The 14,029-nt window shown below is 37.7% G+C and carries 11 protein-coding genes; 4 read left to right on the top strand and 7 right to left on the bottom strand.

The window, feature by feature from the left end; genetic code table 11:
* Positions 1–76: 76 nt before the first annotated feature.
* Both argJ and mutT read left to right on the top strand, forming a co-directional pair.
* Positions 77–1,309 carry a bifunctional glutamate N-acetyltransferase/amino-acid acetyltransferase ArgJ gene (gene argJ, locus ACFIM8_RS04575; RefSeq protein WP_375614067.1) on the top strand — a complete coding sequence of 411 codons (1,233 nt, stop codon included), beginning with the start codon at positions 77–79 and terminating at the stop codon, positions 1,307–1,309.
* 126 nt (positions 1,310–1,435) lie between these two features.
* Positions 1,436–1,849, top strand: coding sequence for an 8-oxo-dGTP diphosphatase MutT (gene mutT / locus ACFIM8_RS04570; RefSeq protein WP_375614576.1), 414 nt, complete (start codon positions 1,436–1,438; stop codon positions 1,847–1,849).
* A 1,572-nt stretch (positions 1,850–3,421) separates the two neighbouring features.
* Here mutT and ACFIM8_RS04565 read toward each other — a convergent pair.
* The 4 genes from ACFIM8_RS04565 to ACFIM8_RS04550 all read right to left on the bottom strand — a co-directional run bounded on the left by ACFIM8_RS04565 (position 3,422) and on the right by ACFIM8_RS04550 (position 7,935).
* Positions 3,422–4,285: an NlpC/P60 family protein gene (locus tag ACFIM8_RS04565; protein ID WP_375614581.1), complete on the bottom strand. Its 864-nt coding sequence runs from the start codon at positions 4,283–4,285 to the stop codon at positions 3,422–3,424.
* Between the two features lie 152 nt (positions 4,286–4,437).
* Positions 4,438–5,811: a M17 family metallopeptidase gene (locus ACFIM8_RS04560; RefSeq protein ID WP_375614575.1), complete on the bottom strand. Its 1,374-nt coding sequence runs from the start codon at positions 5,809–5,811 to the stop codon at positions 4,438–4,440.
* 13 nt (positions 5,812–5,824) lie between these two features.
* Positions 5,825–6,823 (bottom strand): type I pantothenate kinase, encoded by a 999-nt coding sequence (gene coaA, locus ACFIM8_RS04555; RefSeq protein ID WP_375606822.1) that lies wholly within the window; start codon positions 6,821–6,823, stop codon positions 5,825–5,827.
* A gap of 122 nt (positions 6,824–6,945) precedes the next feature.
* Positions 6,946–7,935 carry an asparaginase gene (locus ACFIM8_RS04550; RefSeq protein WP_375606777.1) on the bottom strand — a complete coding sequence of 330 codons (990 nt, stop codon included), beginning with the start codon at positions 7,933–7,935 and terminating at the stop codon, positions 6,946–6,948.
* A gap of 220 nt (positions 7,936–8,155) precedes the next feature.
* Here ACFIM8_RS04550 and hslV point away from each other — a divergent pair, with 220 nt between their 5' ends.
* Together hslV and hslU are read left to right on the top strand one after the other, a co-directional pair.
* Positions 8,156–8,737: an ATP-dependent protease subunit HslV gene (hslV, locus tag ACFIM8_RS04545; RefSeq protein ID WP_012754621.1), complete on the top strand. Its 582-nt coding sequence runs from the start codon at positions 8,156–8,158 to the stop codon at positions 8,735–8,737.
* A complete protein-coding gene (gene hslU, locus ACFIM8_RS04540; protein WP_375606778.1) occupies positions 8,738–10,048 on the top strand; it encodes an ATP-dependent protease ATPase subunit HslU in 1,311 nt (436 codons plus the stop codon). It begins immediately after the preceding gene.
* 19 nt (positions 10,049–10,067) lie between these two features.
* Here hslU and ACFIM8_RS04535 read toward each other — a convergent pair whose 3' ends face one another.
* From ACFIM8_RS04535 to rpsO, 3 genes are all read right to left on the bottom strand, one after another.
* The gene (locus ACFIM8_RS04535) at positions 10,068–11,063 is read right to left on the bottom strand and encodes a class I SAM-dependent methyltransferase (protein WP_375610548.1); all 996 of its coding nucleotides are present in this window, start codon (positions 11,061–11,063) and stop codon (positions 10,068–10,070) included.
* Between the two features lie 71 nt (positions 11,064–11,134).
* On the bottom strand, positions 11,135–13,330 hold the full coding sequence (gene pnp, locus ACFIM8_RS04530) for a polyribonucleotide nucleotidyltransferase (protein WP_375608024.1): 2,196 nt from the start codon (positions 13,328–13,330) through the stop codon (positions 11,135–11,137).
* Positions 13,331–13,578: 248 nt separating this feature from the next.
* Entirely contained in the window at positions 13,579–13,848 is a 270-nt protein-coding gene (rpsO, locus tag ACFIM8_RS04525) for a 30S ribosomal protein S15 (RefSeq protein WP_005774142.1), read from the bottom strand.
* Between the last annotated feature and the right edge of the window lie 181 nt (positions 13,849–14,029).

Genomic DNA, 14,029 nt, shown 5'->3' with positions numbered 1-14,029 from the left:
TGTTCAAAAAATCTAGCAGTTTTCTATGAGAGGTTATTGATCTGCAATCATTTCATTTTTTTATAGAAAGCATATTGTGGTTTTGAAAATCTCTCCTTTGTCGCCTCAAAAGATCCAGGAGCTTTCTCCATTATCTGGTGTACGGATATCAACAGTTGAAGCTGGGATTAAATATAAAGGTCGTACAGATCTTCTTTTGATTATATTCGATGAGCCAGCGAGTGTGGCAGGCGTTTTTACACGTTCTAAATGTCCATCTGCTCCTGTAGAGCATTGTCGCGCATCGCTTCCTCATGGGGTTGCTAGAGCTGTTGTTGTAAATTCTGGAAATGCAAATGCTTTTACAGGAAGCAAAGGAAAGCACACAACGAATGAAATAATATATGCAGCAGCGAACGCTTTAAAGGTTAGAGAAGATGAAGTTTTTATAGCTTCCACAGGTGTTATTGGTGAGCCAATGGATGCCTCGGGTATTGTCAATCTTTTACCAAGTATGACAGAGACAGCAGAAGAGGGAAATTGGTTGGAAGCTGCGAAAGCCATAATGACAACGGACACATTTCCAAAACTTGCGACGCGCACTTTTGACTGTGGGGGAGAGTGTGTTACCATTAATGGAATTGCAAAGGGTGCTGGTATGATTGCACCCGATATGGCGACAATGCTGTCATTTGTAGTTAGTGATGCTACTATTTCTTCGGATGCACTCCAATCCATGTTATCAGAGGCAGTTGAGGGTTCTTTTAATTCAATTACTGTTGATAGTGATACCTCAACTTCAGATACGCTTATGTTGTTTGCGACAGGAAAAGAACATTTTCCCTGCATTAGATGTAAAACAGATCCGCGTTATGAAGTGTTCTCAAAGCACTTGAGTGCACTTTTGCACGAGCTCGCATTACAAGTTGTTTGTGATGGTGAAGGTGCTCGTCATTTAATTGAGGTTAATGTAATTGGTGCTACAACAAACGATGCTGCAAAAACGATTGCTTTGTCAATTGCAAATTCACCACTTGTAAAAACGGCTATTGCCGGTGAAGATGCGAATTGGGGACGGGTGGTTATGGCCGTTGGGAAGGCTGGTGTTGAAGTCGATCGTGATCTATTGATGATTTGGTTTGGTGAGCATCGTGTGGCGATCAATGGCGAACGAGATCCTGAGTATTGTGAAGAGACAATAGGTACTTATATGCAAGGTAAGCACATCACAATTCGTGTTGATATCGGTTTGGGTAATGGTACAGCGACAGTTTGGTCTTGCGATTTAACAAAAGAGTACGTTATGATCAACAGCAATTATAGAAGTTAACGGATGCATTTTATATTTAACAGCTTATTATTTTTCAGAAAAAATGAAGGATGTAAGTTCTTTTAGGAGCAGGAGGGGTATGATAGATAAAGACAGTTATCTTTATGATCCCTATTGGCGAGTAATATGTATATAAAAAGTTCCATTCTTCTTGTTGTTGCATGCGCATTGTTCGATCAGAATAATCGTGTTTTGCTAACTAAGCGTCTTGAAGGAAAATCACTAGCTGGTTTATGGGAGTTTCCTGGTGGCAAGGTTGAGCAAGGTGAAACTCCGGAAGCATCATTGATTCGTGAACTAGAGGAAGAGCTTGGTATTTATGTTCAACCAAATAATTTACACCCTTTAACATTTGCAAGTCATAGCTATAAAACATTTCATCTCTTAATGCCATTGTATCTTTGTGACCATTATGAGGGCGTTGCACAAGGACGAGAAGGGCAAAATTTAGAATGGGTTTTTATTAATGATCTTGATAAATACCCTATGCCTGATGCTGATAAACCATTGGTTCAGGTATTGAAAAATCACCTTCTTTGATGTGTTATAAGCAGGGAATATTGTTTAAATATAAACCAATATATTGAGTTATAATGATAATATAATTTTTATGTTGCATGGGGAAGTCCAGAGTCGTAAAAAATTTTCTCATTTCAAAACTGTCTTATTTTAAATTAATCAAAATCATTCTTTTTCATGTTCCAAGCGGGGCGGGGCATGTTAAAATTATTTAAGAAAGAAATAAAATACGTGCTGAAAGAACACTCTCTACTAGCCAAGGGTTATCGCAACATTGAGAATTAGCAAAGTATATAATGATGCCTTTGCACGCTTTATAAGCATAAAAATGGTGGTAGATAATGGATTTATACTTTTCGCGATTATCATTGAGAGATTGTCTTAGATGCACTGAGAGATATTAGGAGTATTTATTTCATAAGATATCAATAATAGAAAAAATTCAAAAAATGCTTTAAAAAAGAACGCTTTGTGTTTATTATTGGAGATTGTTTTACATGACCAAAATCCTAATTATCATATGTAATACATATATTATATAATAACGTATTGTTTTGTAATCATAAGTTTTATTTTTCTTGATGTTATACGATTTCCCAATCAAAAAAATGTTCAATAACGTACGAATAAAAAGAGTGGTATGTAATTTAAAAAATAATTTTAAAAAAATAAAACATACGGTTAATGAATGATTAAATATAAAAGAAAACATGAAAATAAGACTTCTTAGAGAACTATATATCATACATATCTATGGTATGAGAGATGGAGAAAAAGCTACCTAGGTAAGTATATAAATAAGGAATATATTATTTTTGTATATTTAAAAAAACATAAAACTGAATAGAAAAGAAATAATAAATCTGCGTAGTAATCTTTATTTTCATTTTTTTATAATACGCTTATTTCTCTATTGACTTGTAATAAAGGTATTTGAAACAGTGAAATATGATAATATTAAGAACTCTTATTTAAGTTATGTAATACGATTTATAATTGACTATATGATATTTTAATGAAAGTTCTTCAGTAAGACGGTCGATTAGTTTTCTCAGTATTTAAAGATAGGCGAATATTGATAAAGATTTCTAAATGAGTATGAACTTTAAGAAAAGATCAAAAATGTTGCTTTTTATTAAGAGGAGCGCGTTCTTTACGTAATGTAGAGCGGCATTGTGCTGCGTATTCACGAGCTTGTTTAAAAGAGGCATTTCGCAATGCTCCAAAACCCGTTTCGTGCCGCACTAGTGAATGGTATAACGTTAAAGCTCCCATGGAAATATGGAAATAATGTAAAATCTATTGAGCATACTATCCTTACGCTTACGAAGGAGTAAGTTGGTCCCAATGTTATTATGATAGCTCTTGGCATTTGAGAGCATTCATAAGGGATATTTTTACTTATACATCAATTTTGCTTGTGATGAACAAGCAAGCGATTTTGATTGATTCAACATAAAAACCGATTTGAAATGAGAGAATTTTACGATATTTAGAATGCTTGACACAGAGTAAATAATGGATAATTATCCTTATAAATCAATCTATTGTATAATAAAAAACATTCAATTAATTTTTTATAGGAGGCATGTATTAAATTTCTTGAATTGGGCGACGTTTTGCAATGGGGTATTGATTTTTTTTAGCGATACGCGTAATTGCTTCTTCCAATGGCTCGATCATAACGTCCATAGAAAAACCATTAGCGTGAATAATATTTTCATGATCAATCATAATAGCCACATGACCTTTCCAAAAAATTAAATCACCTCGTTGAAGTTTATCAGTGTCTGTAAGAAGCTTGCCTACAGTTTCTTGCTGCATATCGGTGTCTCGTAAAACTATTTGATCGGTCATCATCATAGAGAGCTGAATGAGTCCCGAACAATCAATTCCAAAACCGCTGATACCACCCCAAAGATAAGGTGTACGGATAAAGGTTTCTGCAACTGTGACATAATCTTCATATACGCGTCCAATGGGGCTGAGATGGCTCGTAATGATTGCCGTTCCATTTTCAAGAATAGAATACGTTGTATCACGGACTTCAATTTCATCAACAACACTGACTTTGCTTCCCATAGATAAAGGGGAGCTTATCGGTCCACGTAAGTCAGCGTGTAAATATTTAAATGTGCGTGGTACTGAAACCACATGTGTTTGTTTTATGGTTGATGAACAAAGAACTTTTGTATCAATATAACCGACATAACCATCCTTGAGTGATTGCCCCCACGACATCGTTTCCCCTTGTTCAAAAATGAGAAGCTCTTCTCCGAATAAGCATTCTGTTTGTCTTTCACTGTTTTTACTATTTTCTTTAAAAAGTCCGGCGACCGCGGTATTAACACGTCTTTTTTTACCTTGAACAAAGCGCTGAGCTGTAATTTCTGTTTCAAGACGTTGATCTGCTAGATCATCTCTGAATGCATAAAGCCTTGGGTCTTTAGAGATCATTTTTTTGCTTTCCATTTTTGGGCATCTCACCTTTAAGAAGACTCACGAAAACTGTCTTGGTAAGATTTTTATCTTCCAATAAAACCAAGAACACAGTGTAAGACCAATTATTCTTTAAGCTGCAAAATTATCCATTTTTGTGGATATTTGTGTCAAAACTCATTTTTAAAAATATTATAAAGGGCACGGATAGTTTGTGCTGATCCACCAATAGGGTATCCTGGTTTTTCTTTTGGAACCCATCCATAAAGGTCAAAATGCGCAAAATGTTCAGTTTTTTCAACAAAAGAATTAAGAAATAAAGCAGCGATTATAGAGCCAGCAAAGCTATTTCCAGTTACATTGTTAAGGTCAGCAATTGGTGATGATAACATCTCTTGGTAAGGTTTCCAAAGGGGCATTTGCCAAAGAGGATCAAAAACAGCGTGAGCAGATTCAGAAATTTGTTGTGCCCATATTGAATCATTACAATAAAATGCCGGAAGATCTGGTCCTAATGCTGTGCGTGCTGCTCCTGTTAAAGTAGCCATGCAAAGCATGAATTGTGGACTTTCTTCATCACCATAGGCGAGTGCATCGGCAAGGACAAGTCGCCCTTCAGCATCTGTATTACCTACTTCAACACTTAAACCTTTACGACTTTTGAGAATATCACCTGGTCGGTAAGCATTCGCAGAAATTGCATTTTCTACAGCTGGAATCAAAACGCGTAGACGGAAAGGCAATTTTGCATCCATGATAAGTTTAGCCAATCCCAAAACGTTTGCTCCACCCCCCATGTCTTTTTTCATAAGCAACATGTTATTGGCTGATTTAATATCGAGTCCTCCAGTATCAAAAGTTACGCCTTTGCCCACCAACGTTATTTTAGGATGATGTTCTTGGCCCCAGAGTAACTCAATCAGTCGTGGTGGAGTACTGCCTGCTCGTCCTACGGCATGAATCATCGGAAAGTTATGGGTTAAGAGATCATCTCCACAAATACTTTGGACATGAGCACCATAAATTTTTCCTAGTTGTCGTACTTCTTTTTCGAGAGTATCAGGGTTCATATCATTGGCTGGAATATTAATGAGATCACGGACAAAGAAGACAGCTTCATAAATTCGTTGGAGTTCATTAAGATCAATTGCCTCATTGACATGGATAGATAAAGATTTGAAAGAAGAATTTTGACGATAGCGATTAAATTGATAACTGCCGAATGCCAATCCAAGATAGGTATTTATTTCATCAGAGTTTGTACCTTCTAAATGCCATTGACCAGCAGGAAGTTTTTGAGCAAGAACTCCTGTGATAAAAGGATCGTTACCATTGCCAATTCCAAATAAAACTTTTTTTAAATGCCCCGTTTCGTGAGGAATAAAGAGTATTTGTCCTGCTTTACCAGTAAAGTCATTAACTTTTATCCATGCTGTTGTTGACGCATCAAGTGATAAGTTGGCAAGAGTTCTTTGGTTTACCAAGATGATAGGGCAACTGTTATCGATACGCGTTGAGGTAAAATGAATGGGGTGGTGGTGCATAGTTATGAGATCCTTATAGTCGTCTAAGTGCGACATATTCGACCAAATGATTTTTTCCCTTTCGTAGAATGAGATTGGACCTTGGTCGTGTTGGCAGTATATTTTCTTGTAAATTTTTTAAATTAATCGTTTGCCAAAGATCCTCAGCAATTTTTGAGGCTTCTTTTTCATTGAGGTGGGCATAACGATGAAAATAGGATTCAGGATTTTGGAAAGCTGTTTTACGCAAACGTTTAAAACGTTCCAAATACCAGTGACGAATGACTTCTGTTTCAGCATCGACATAAATTGAAAAATCAAAAAAATCAGATACGAAAGGAATGGCTTTCCCATCTTTAGGAAGATCACTGACCTGTAATACATTAATACCTTCAACAATTAAAATATCAGGATGGTCAATGGCAATTGTCTGGTTTTCTAGAACATCATAGGTCATATGTGAGTAAAGCGGAGCACGAATATTTCCGACACCTGCTTTTATAGCAGAAAGAAAGCATAGCAATTTTTTTATGTCATAGGAATCAGGAAATCCTTTACGATTCATACGATTTTTTTGCTGTAAGATTGCGTTAGGATAGAGAAAACCATCCGTTGTGATCAGATCAACTTTAAGACTAGATGTCCAACGTTTCAATAGTTCTTGAAGAATGCGAGCAGTGGTTGATTTTCCTACTGCTACAGAACCAGCAATTCCAATAATAAAAGGCGTTTTCCTCATCTCTTCTTGATGGAGAAACTTCTGACGTTTGTGAAAAAGTTCCTGTACGGCTTCAACATGGCATGATAACAAACGCGATAAAGAAAGATAAATGCGTTGAACTTCCTCAAGATCGATAGGATCATCCATAGAGCGTAAACGCTTAATTTCATCAAAAGTCAAAGTAAGAGGTGTATCCGCACGAAACTCTGACCATTGTTGTGCAGTAAAGACACGGTAGGGTGAATATCGGTCAGAAACGGATTTGACCAGATTATCTTTCTGATTAATTTTTTGTATAGTCGTATCAATCATTTGTATTGGTCGAGAATTTTTTTGCCGCAGCAATCGATTAAGAACGGACATGTGAACGGCTTTGTATTCAAGTAAATTTTGTTTTTCATGCTCTCTTCTTCAAGATAATAGGTCATTTTTTGTTAGCTTATCGTCCAGTCATTCCAATCTACACGGATTTGTTCCAATGAGTACCCTTGCGCCAAAAAAGCCCATAAAAGTAGACGGGCTTTTACGGCTGATAAATAACCAGACATGAGCGCACCAGAAGCAATCATATCGATTTCTGAGCCTTTATAGCCATAAGTTATACGAGTTGTGGAGCCATTACAACAACGACTAGCAATAATGATTGGTATTTTTTGTGCATATTGTTGTACGAGGTCTGCTTCTTGAAAACTACAGTGTCCTGCACCAAAACCTGCAATAACAAGCCCAGCATAATACCCACTTTCGAGGCAGAGTTTCATTAATTGTGCATCAGAAGATAAAGAGGAATAGAGGAGTGCAATTTGATGATCATGGTTTTGGGGAAAATCAAACGTTTTTGGGAAAAATTTTCGATCATTGAAATAAATAAGTTTTTCCTCTAAAATAGTTCCTAAAACACCTGCAAGACCTGATTGAAAAGTTTCGACTTTGACGGTATGGCTTTTATAGAGCCAATAAGGTGAATGAATTGTATCATTGATGACAACGAGAACGCCTCTGTTACGACTTTGTGGGGCTGCCGCAACATGAGTGGCTGCTAAAATATTAGCTGGGCCATCGGCTCCTGCTTCATGAGGCATGCGCATAGCACCGGTTATGATGAGAGGTTCAGCTTCTTTCCAATAAAGAGAAAGAAAAAAAGCTGTTTCTTCCAGAGTATCAGTCCCTTGTGTTAAAACAATACCTTCTGCACCAGCGTTTATTTGTTGTTTTGCCCACTTAATTATTTCAAAAAGCATTTGAAACGATAAAGATCCACTTGGTATTTGCATTAATGTTTGTGCATGAATATCAGCAACGTTATTTAAAGCAGGAACACTTTTTATGAGGTTATCTGAAGTTAAAGTCGGTTGCATGTGACCAAAACTATCAGCCGTCATTGCAATTGTTCCACCTAAGGTCCCTATGGCTATTTTTTTCATAATTTTCCTCTAAAAAGCACAAACTGTTTATATAAAGCTATTTAGCAGTAATTTGCATTGACAACAATGATATCATTTTTCCATTTTCAACAAATTGAGTTATGCTGAATCATTGTGTTTTGCTGTATATGTTCTTAAATAGGACAATAGTAATTGAGTTTTACATTGTATGAAAAGAAATCAATATTAAAAAGTAAAGTTAATATTAAGGAGTTTCCTTATGACAGAACATAAGCCAGACATAATGTATGGTACAACAATTATTACGGTACGAAAAGGTGGAAAAGTCGTGATGGCCGGTGATGGTCAGGTTTCTCTTGGACAGACAATTATGAAAGGCAATGCACGTAAAGTGCGTCGTCTTGGAAAGAACGGAGTGGTTATTGCTGGTTTTGCAGGTGCTACGGCAGATGCTTTTACATTACTGGAGAGATTGGAAACAAAGCTTGAACAATATCCTGATCAGCTTATGCGTGCCTGTGTAGAACTTGCAAAAGATTGGAGAACAGATCGCTATTTGCGTCGTCTCGAAGCAATGATGCTCGTGGCTGATAAGAAAGTAACTTTGGCTCTAACAGGGCTTGGTGATGTTTTAGAACCAGAAGATGGGGTTATGGCAATTGGCTCTGGAGGAAATTTTGCGCTTTCGGCAGCGCGTGCACTCATGGATTTGGATTTGGATGCAGAAACTATTGCTCGTAAAGCTATGGCTATTGCCGCTAAAATTTGTGTTTACACCAATGATCATTTTACGATTGAAACATTGGATGCAGAATTATCTTCTTTAGAGAAAGCTATTTAAATGTGTGTTGTATTTTCCCCTCGTGAGACTGTTTCTGAACTTGATCGTTTTATTATTGGCCAAAATGATGCCAAACGCTCTGTAGCTATTGCACTGCGCAATCGGTGGCGTAGGCAACAGCTTGATGAGCCGATGCGTGAAGAAGTTATGCCAAAAAATATTTTAATGATAGGGCCAACAGGTGTTGGTAAAACTGGTATTGCACGTCGATTAGCAAAACTTTCTGGAGCACCCTTCGTTAAAGTAGAAGCGACTAAATTTACTGAAGTTGGTTATGTGGGACGTGATGTTGAGCAAATTATTCGAGATCTTGTTGAAATTGCCATTTCTCTTGTGCGTGAAAAGAAACGGGATGAAATAAAAGAAAAGGCCCACGTGAATGCTGAAGAGCGTGTTTTAGACGCCCTTGTTGGTAAAACAGCAAGTCCTACTACTCGTGATAGTTTTCGTAAAAAATTGCGTGAAGGTGAATTAGATGAAAAAGAGATTGAAATTGAAGTCGCCGATAATAATAGCAGTAGTGCTTCAACCTTTGATATTCCTGGTATGCCTGGGGCGCAAATGGGTATTATGAATTTATCAGATATTTTGGGAAAAATGGGCAGTCGTACAAAAGTCCGTAAGACGACAGTAAGAGATGCTTTTAAGCCGCTCATTGATGATGAATCTGAAAAACTCCTTGATCAGGAGCAAATTATTCAAGAGGCGCTTCGTGTTGCTGAAAATGACGGTATTGTTTTTATCGACGAGATTGATAAAATTGCAACCAGGGATGGTGGAGCAAGTGTTGCGGTTTCGCGTGAGGGCGTTCAACGGGATCTTTTGCCTTTGGTTGAAGGAACAACAATTTCTACAAAATATGGGCAAATAAAAACCGATCATATTCTTTTTATTGCCTCAGGTGCATTTCATGTTTCCAAGCCATCTGATTTATTACCGGAACTTCAAGGACGTTTGCCCATCCGTGTGGAGCTCAACCCTTTAACAAGGGAAGATTTACGACGCATTCTAACGGAACCAGAAGCTAGTTTGATTAAACAATATATCGCTCTTATGGCAACGGAAGAGGTTCATTTGGAAATTACAGATGATGCTATTGATGCTTTAGCAGATATTGCTGTAGATTTAAATGCAAGGATTGAAAATATAGGGGCACGTCGTTTGCAAACAGTGATGGAGCGCGTTTTGGATGAAATTTCTTTCACCGCGCCTGATAAAGCTGGAACAACATTTACAATTGATGCTGCTTACGTGAGAAAATCTATTGGCGAGCTTGCTGCTGATATCGATCTTTCACGTTTTATTCTTTGAAAGTTATTGCTTGTTCTGTTTATCTGCGTGCTTCGATAATTTTGAAACCATGGGGTTGTTCGTGTATCAACACTGTGCGGAAAATATTTTTTAATAATGTTTCATAAGGCAGGTGGCGGTTTGCAACAAAAAGCAGACTGCCGCTTGGCTTTAAGCACTTTGCAGCATTTATAATAAAATTTTTTCCTAATGAAACATCTGTTGTTTGTTGTGTGTGAAACGGTGGATTTGAAATGATTGTGTCATATAGATTTGTGATAGGTTCATGTACAAGGTCGTGCCAATAAAAATGAATTGGAAAAGGAGTTGTTATGGATTTAAGGTGCTGTTTTGCTGCTCTCAAAGCATTGTAGTCTGCTTCATAAAGGTCGAGAGCAGTGAGTTTTTCACTTCTTTCAAGCGCAACGTGAGAAAGATAACCCCATCCAGCACCAAAATCAGCTGTTTTTCCAGAAATAACTTTGAGCATATAAGAAGCAAGCGCAGCAGATCCTGGATCAATACGACCGTGTGAGAACATACCAGAAGTAGTTTGAAATTTACCAAAAGTAAGCGGTGGTGAGCGCAATTGTACAATATTCTGTTTCTCTATTTGTGGAGGAACTTGCAGCCAAAATACCAGACCATGATTTTTAGACAGTTTATTGGTGATGGGGACAATATTTTTGACCCATTTCATCATTGAAGCAGCACCAGCAGTTTTATTCCCACTGATCACAACCCATCCATTGGGTTTAACGCATTCTAATAAATCAAGAAAACAATTTTGATTAAAACCACGATATTTGCTCAAATGTAAAAATGCACCATCATAGTTGAAAGTTTTATCTATTTGAGGAGAGCAGTGAAATTGAGTATCGACAAATTTTAAAAAATCTGGTCGCCAAGGCGTAATAATTTTTAAATTTTGCGCCCATTTTTGAGCCGGAACTTCTGTTAAACCGAAACTCAGCCAACATTGGCTTGGATCTGGATACGGGAGTTCATGATTTTCAAAAGGCAAAAATAATAACACATAGGGCTCTTTCAAAGAAAAATGCCATTCCAATATTGGGATGGCATTTCATGATTGATAAGAAGAAAGGCTTACTCTTCTTTTTTCTTACGGCGGCGCTTATTTTCAGGTTGTTTTTTTTCATCCACGCACTTTTCTTCATTCATCGCTTTATCACCGGTGATTTCCTTTCCGGTTGTTTGATCAACGACCTTCATTGATAACCGAACTTTTCCACGCTCATCAAAGCCCATTAACTTAACCCAAACTTTGTCGCCTTCCTTAATAATATCGGTTGTTTTGGCGACACGTTCCGATGCAAGTTGAGAGATATGAACGAGTCCATCACGAGAACCAAAGAAGTTTATAAATGCACCAAATTCTGCAGTTTTTACAACTGTTCCTTGGTAGATAGCACCAACTTCAGGTTCATCAACAATAGAATGGATCCAGCGTTTTGCCGCTTCAATGGTTTTAGCATCAGCAGAAGCAATTTTAATGGTACCATCATCTTCAATATTAATTTTTGCTCCTGTTTGTTCCACGATTTCCCGAATAACTTTACCACCAGAGCCGATAACATCACGGATTTTATCGACAGAAATATTCATAACTTCGATTCTCGGAGAAAATTCACTCAGCTCAGCACGTGCACTGGTTAAAGCTTTCGCCATCTCATTAAGGATATGGATTCGGCCACCTTTGGCTTGTTCAAGCGCAATTTTCATAATCTCTTCGGTAATACCATCAATTTTGATATCCATTTGCAAGGCAGTAATACCATTTTCTGTTCCTGCGACTTTAAAATCCATATCTCCAAGATGATCTTCATCTCCTAAAATATCAGAAAGAACAGCAAAGCGTTCTCCTTCTTTAATCAAGCCCATAGCAATACCAGCAACAGGGCGTGCTAGAGGAACACCAGCATCCATGAGAGCAAGTGACGTTCCACAAACCGTTGCCATAGAAGAAGATCCATTGGATTCAGTAATTTCTGAGACAGCACGAATGGTATAAGGAAAAGATTCTTTATTTGGCAACATGGGATGAATTGCTCTCCATGCCAATTTGCCATGTCCAATTTCACGACGACCAGGAGAACCAAGGCGTCCTGTTTCACCCACGGAAAATGGTGGAAAATTATAATGGAGGAGGAATGTTTCCTTATACATACCCGTTAAAGAATCAACATATTGTTCATCTTCACCAGTTCCCAATGTTGCAACGACAATAGCTTGTGTTTCTCCGCGGGTAAAGAGTGCGGATCCATGTGTACGGGGTAAAATACTTACTTCTGATTGGATAGGGCGCACGGTAGAAAGATTGCGTCCATCAATACGCTTTTGGGTATCAAGAATGTTTCCACGAACAATTTTTGCTTGCAATTGTTTAAAGACGGTTGCAATTTGATCTGCACTGAATTGACAGTCGTCTTCTGTTTCTGGCATAAATTTACTGATAATTTCTGTTTTTAGAGCATCAATTGCAGCATAACGTTCTTGCTTATCAGTAATTGTGTAAGCCTTTCGTATATCCTGTTCTGCCATTTTCTGCACCGCTTTTTCAAGTTCAGAAAGATCTTCAGGAACAAAATCACGAGGATCTTTTGCAGCAACTTCAGCAAGCTTGATGATGGCATCAAGGACAGGTTGAAGGCCTTTGTGACCAAACATCACAGCTCCCAACATGATATCTTCCGGTAATTCTTGTGCTTCTGATTCAACCATCAAAACAGCACTTTCTGTTCCAGCAACAACAAGATCAAGTTTTGATTCAGGCATTTCATCGATATGAGGATTAAGAACATATTGTCCATTACAATAGCCAACGCGGGCACCGGCTATAGGCCCCATGAAAGGAACACCTGACAGGGTCAATGCGGCAGAAGATGCAATCATTGCAAGGATATCGGGATTGTTTTCGAGATCATGCTGTATAACGGAAACAATAACTTGTGTATCATTTTTATATCCCTCAACGAAAAGGGGACGAATTGGGCGATCAATCAAACGTGAAACCAAAGTTTCATTTTCACTTGGTCGACTTTCACGTTTTAAATAGCCCCCAGGTATTCGACCAACAGCATAGGATTTTTCTTGATAATTAACGGTGAGTGGAAAAAAGTCCTGGTCTGGTTTTGGGATTTTGGCTGATACAACGGTAGCTAAGACAATCGTTTCTCCATAGGTGGCAATCACTGCACCATCAGCTTGACGCGCTATTTTCCCTGTTTCAAGGGTGAGCGGACGCCCGGCCCATTCAATTTCTATCTTGTGCGTTTTAAACATTTTTTATCCTTAATGACCAGTGTTTAAATCTTTGATTGCTCACATTCTGGTTTCGCGTAGCATACTTCCAAGATCTGGGATGGACAACATACTTTTTATCTTTGTTGCAAGAAAAAAGAAGTAAACTGCTTAAATGCGAAACGATGAGCAGTTCTATCCCATAATAACTTATCAGTTTTTAAAATTTTTAATTAAAAGCAACACGTTGAAAAAATGGATGTTTTTTAAATACCACTTCCATTTTTCTTTTAGCGACGCAAACCTAACTTCTTTATAAGTGTCTGATAACGATTTTGGTCAACTCCTTTAAGATAATCAAGAAGGCGCCGGCGTTGAGACACCATCTTCAAAAGACCACGACGAGAATGATTATCTTTTTTATGAGATTTAAAGTGGTTTGTTAAATTAGAAATACGTTCAGAAAGTACAGCAATTTGTACTTCTGGTGATCCTGTATCACCAACTTTATTTGCGTATTCTGCGACAAGAGCTTGTTTACGTTCAGCTGTAATCGACATCGTATTATCCTTTCCAAAAACGAAGAAACATAAAGTCACCCATAGCCGAGATGTCGTTCAGCAAGGGTCTGTGAGAAAACAGGAAAAGTCGAAGACTCTTACCTATTTTCGTTCTTATATAGGAAAGAAGGTTAAAATACTAGTCCTTAACAGCATTTTGAAGTCTTTCTTTAAATAAAAG

The organism is Bartonella sp. AC535YNZD (assembly GCF_042196625.1).
Lineage (GTDB): Bacteria > Pseudomonadota > Alphaproteobacteria > Rhizobiales > Rhizobiaceae > Bartonella.
The sequence above is the reverse complement of the archived record's forward strand: the minus strand, read 5'-3'. Positions and strand labels throughout refer to the sequence as shown.

Coding starts and splice junctions, on each gene's coding strand:
- hslV (WP_012754621.1), top strand. CDS start 8,156: ATGACAGAACATAAGCCAGACATAATGTATGGTACAACAATTATTACG.
- mutT (WP_375614576.1), top strand. CDS start 1,436: ATGTATATAAAAAGTTCCATTCTTCTTGTTGTTGCATGCGCATTGTTC.
- ACFIM8_RS04560 (WP_375614575.1), bottom strand. CDS start 5,811: ATGCACCACCACCCCATTCATTTTACCTCAACGCGTATCGATAACAGT.
- ACFIM8_RS04550 (WP_375606777.1), bottom strand. CDS start 7,935: ATGAAAAAAATAGCCATAGGGACCTTAGGTGGAACAATTGCAATGACG.
- pnp (WP_375608024.1), bottom strand. CDS start 13,330: ATGTTTAAAACGCACAAGATAGAAATTGAATGGGCCGGGCGTCCGCTC.
- hslU (WP_375606778.1), top strand. CDS start 8,738: ATGTGTGTTGTATTTTCCCCTCGTGAGACTGTTTCTGAACTTGATCGT.
- coaA (WP_375606822.1), bottom strand. CDS start 6,823: ATGATTGATACGACTATACAAAAAATTAATCAGAAAGATAATCTGGTC.
- rpsO (WP_005774142.1), bottom strand. CDS start 13,848: ATGTCGATTACAGCTGAACGTAAACAAGCTCTTGTCGCAGAATACGCA.
- ACFIM8_RS04565 (WP_375614581.1), bottom strand. CDS start 4,285: ATGATCTCTAAAGACCCAAGGCTTTATGCATTCAGAGATGATCTAGCA.